The organism is Catenibacterium sp. (assembly GCF_052354645.1).
Lineage (GTDB): Bacteria > Bacillota_I > Bacilli_A > Erysipelotrichales > Coprobacillaceae > Catenibacterium > Catenibacterium mitsuoka_A.
In genome coordinates this window covers 1-2,260 of sequence record NZ_DAWDDM010000307.1, presented here as the reverse complement: position 1 = coordinate 2,260, position 2,260 = coordinate 1, and the positions used below count along the sequence as shown (strand labels likewise).

Sequence of the window (2,260 nt, the reverse complement as noted above, 5' to 3'; positions counted from 1 at the left end):
GTCACGAAATAAATATCCTTTTTTTATCGTGTCCTTTTTACAGGGTCCATTTTACCGAGTACTGAACCTATAATACTCCCTGCTATCCAGGATAACTGATTGACAAGAGAAACGATAAAGAAATAGTCTTTACGATTAATATCATCAGGAAGATCAGGAGAGCAGATTAAGGAATAGGTTTCATCTGTTAATGAGAAGATTAAATAAGGCTTTCTCCACCCTGCTTCACTATATTCTTCTAACATGGTAATACCATAAAAGAGATGTCTGATATTGACCATAAGAGTCATAATAGCAGTTGTAATGATAGAAGCACCTGTTGATAGTAGATTAATTGTCACAAACTGCATAGAACCAGCATATATACCTGTACTCATTAAAACTGCCCAGACCCATCCATAACCTTTACCTTGAAGTAATAAGCCAAAACCAATACTTAATACAATATAACCAGTCATAACAGGGAGTGCAGATTTAATAGAATAAATAATTGTTTTCTTATTCATGTATTACCTACCTCCTTAGTCGGTTTATACTATAATAACTATATATCATTCTTGATGTCAATGATATAATAGTAACAGGAGGTGCTCTTATGAGATTAGACACAGTACATCATATTGCAATCATTACAAAAGATTATGATCAAACAATTGACTTCTATGTCAATAAATTAGGTTTTAAGATTATTAGAGAAAATAAGAGAGAGGATAAACAGGATATCAAGTTAGATCTTCAACTTGGAGATATGGAGTTAGAAATATTTATTAAACCAGATGCCCCACTTCATCCTTTCCCTGAAACTGCAGGACTGAGACATCTGGCTTTTAAGGTAGAAGATGTAGAAGAAACAGTCAAAGAATTAAATGCATTAGGTATTGAAACAGAACCAATCCGTTTTGACACATTTACAGGCAAGAAAATGACATTTTTTAAAGATCCTGATCAATTGCCTTTAGAAATCCATGAATAATAGAGAAAAGCTGTTAGAGAACTATGTGCGTTTGTCAGGTATATCATTTCATAATAATGTAGCTTTTGCGCATACGAAGTATCAGGTGAACTGGAAAAAAACAGCAGTTACTATGTGGTTAGGTCATATAGTAAGCAAGAAAACAGAATTCTATGTATTAAGCTTTGAACGTGAGGGGATCACCTTTATGCAATATGATAATCTGAAGTTTCTAGATGGTGTTTACTTTTTTGATTATCGTTTTGTGACAGATTTTAAAGTGAAAAAGAAAGGGGCTGAATCAGAGATGCGCTTCATGTATCAAGGACAGGAAGTTGTATTAATGCTTCAGCGATATGCAATAGATAGTCCCTGGATCAAAGAATATATGCACTATTTAGAAGAAAATCACTTTTTTTATGATTGATAATATGTTATTATGTTGACAAATAGAGGTGCATGCGTTAAGAATTCGTTATTAATGGATACAGCCAGATAATGAAGGGGGAGCAAATGCCGAAGAAACAGGGAACTGTATATGAACTGTTATCTGGGGGATAAGAGAATATCTTATTCACTGTCACAAAATATTTGTGGTGCGCTATTGAATATAATGAAGACTACTAATTATATTGCAATGGCCCCATTGCAATATTTTTTTATAGAAAAATGGAGATGATGAAGATGAACAGTGTGATTACAAGATTAGAGATTGAAGAAGACATTATTCAAGTGAAGTTAATGAATGTTGAAAAGAATCCTCTTTTTGTGGCTGATGTGTTTGAAACAATTAGTCGTGAAGGTGTGAACATCGATATGATCTCATCAGTCATGCTAGAAGATGAAATGCGTATTGATTTCACATGTGATGCTAAAGCACAGAGTGCTTTAAACAAAGCAATTGAAGAAGTTAAGAAGAATCACCCACGTATTGGTGTATTTGCATCTAAGAATGTAGGTAAGCTTGTTGTAGAAGGTCATATGGAAAATGAAGTCGGTTTTGCAAGTAAGTTATTCAAAGTTCTAGGTGATAACCAGATCCCATTTGCTCAAGTGACAACAAGTGAAGTATCTATTTCATATGTTATAGAAAAGAAATATTTAAAGAAAGCATTAGAAAAAATTCAGGAGGAATTAGCATAAAATGGAACCAATTTTTGAAGGTACAGGTGTTGCATTGGTATTACCAATGTTTGAAGATGGAAGTATTGATTACGAAGGTTATAAGAGACAGGTACAGAGAATGATTGATGGTGGTGTAAAAAGAATTACTTGTCAACGGAACTACTGGTGAACCTGATACTATTG

General features: G+C 33.5%; 5 protein-coding genes and 1 riboswitch. Of the genes, 4 read left to right on the top strand and 1 reads right to left on the bottom strand.

What is annotated here, in order from left to right:
• Positions 1–23 precede the first annotated feature (23 nt).
• Positions 24–506 carry an AzlC family ABC transporter permease gene (locus ACT8VG_RS10370; protein WP_444195822.1) on the bottom strand — a complete coding sequence of 161 codons (483 nt, stop codon included), beginning with the start codon at positions 504–506 and terminating at the stop codon, positions 24–26.
• Between the two features lie 89 nt (positions 507–595).
• Between ACT8VG_RS10370 and gloA2 the strand changes: the two genes are divergently transcribed.
• From gloA2 to ACT8VG_RS10350, 4 genes are all read left to right on the top strand, one after another.
• The gene (gloA2, locus tag ACT8VG_RS10365) at positions 596–973 is read left to right on the top strand and encodes an SMU1112c/YaeR family gloxylase I-like metalloprotein (protein WP_129981307.1); all 378 of its coding nucleotides are present in this window, start codon (positions 596–598) and stop codon (positions 971–973) included.
• The gene (locus ACT8VG_RS10360; RefSeq protein ID WP_278243020.1) at positions 966–1,379 is read left to right on the top strand and encodes a hypothetical protein; all 414 of its coding nucleotides are present in this window, start codon (positions 966–968) and stop codon (positions 1,377–1,379) included. The genes gloA2 and ACT8VG_RS10360 overlap by 8 nt, the downstream gene beginning before the upstream one ends.
• Positions 1,380–1,394: 15 nt before the next feature.
• Positions 1,395–1,564, top strand: a riboswitch (Lysine riboswitch).
• Between the two features lie 57 nt (positions 1,565–1,621).
• Complete coding sequence (locus ACT8VG_RS10355; protein WP_187011882.1) at positions 1,622–2,095, top strand: ACT domain-containing protein; 474 nt, start codon at positions 1,622–1,624, stop codon at positions 2,093–2,095.
• A gap of 1 nt (position 2,096) precedes the next feature.
• Positions 2,097–2,246 carry a hypothetical protein gene (locus tag ACT8VG_RS10350; RefSeq protein ID WP_444195821.1) on the top strand — a complete coding sequence of 50 codons (150 nt, stop codon included), beginning with the start codon at positions 2,097–2,099 and terminating at the stop codon, positions 2,244–2,246.
• Positions 2,247–2,260: the final 14 nt, after the last annotated feature.

Excerpts from the sequence above, each read along its gene's own strand:
- ACT8VG_RS10370 (WP_444195822.1), bottom strand. The coding sequence starts at position 506 with ATGAATAAGAAAACAATTATTTATTCTATTAAATCTGCACTCCCTGTT.
- ACT8VG_RS10360 (WP_278243020.1), top strand. The coding sequence starts at position 966 with ATGAATAATAGAGAAAAGCTGTTAGAGAACTATGTGCGTTTGTCAGGT.
- ACT8VG_RS10350 (WP_444195821.1), top strand. The coding sequence starts at position 2,097 with ATGGAACCAATTTTTGAAGGTACAGGTGTTGCATTGGTATTACCAATG.
- gloA2 (WP_129981307.1), top strand. The coding sequence starts at position 596 with ATGAGATTAGACACAGTACATCATATTGCAATCATTACAAAAGATTAT.
- ACT8VG_RS10355 (WP_187011882.1), top strand. The coding sequence starts at position 1,622 with ATGGAGATGATGAAGATGAACAGTGTGATTACAAGATTAGAGATTGAA.